A 318-nucleotide genomic window follows, 5' to 3' on the forward strand; every position below is an offset into this window, starting at 1 on the left:
CGCCCGTCGCATCCGGTCGGCATGATCGATGTCGTTGCAGAACACGATGGTCTTGGCCATCGGGTCGGTTTTCTTGAGGTAGTTGGTGATGGTTTCGGCCACCAGCTGGGTACGCTCGTCGATCACCAGAGTGCGGTCAAAATCCTTCTGGTTATAGATACGGTCTTCAATCAGGTTGCCCTGTTTGTCCATCTGCCCTTTGGTGGGACGCCACCCCTGCAGATCGACATCGATATCGACCCGCACCACCTTGTAGGGGGCAAGAAAACCATCTTCGATTCCCTCTTTGAGGGAGTAGGTATAAACAGGGTCACCGAA

At 54.4% G+C, this 318-nt stretch carries 1 pseudogene; it reads right to left on the reverse strand.

Annotated elements, in window-relative coordinates:
- Positions 1-318, reverse strand: a pseudogene (locus tag L972_RS21630) (hypothetical protein); the annotation flags it as partial.

The organism is Aeromonas sp. ZOR0001 (assembly GCF_000801015.1).
GTDB lineage: Bacteria > Pseudomonadota > Gammaproteobacteria > Enterobacterales > Aeromonadaceae > Aeromonas > Aeromonas veronii.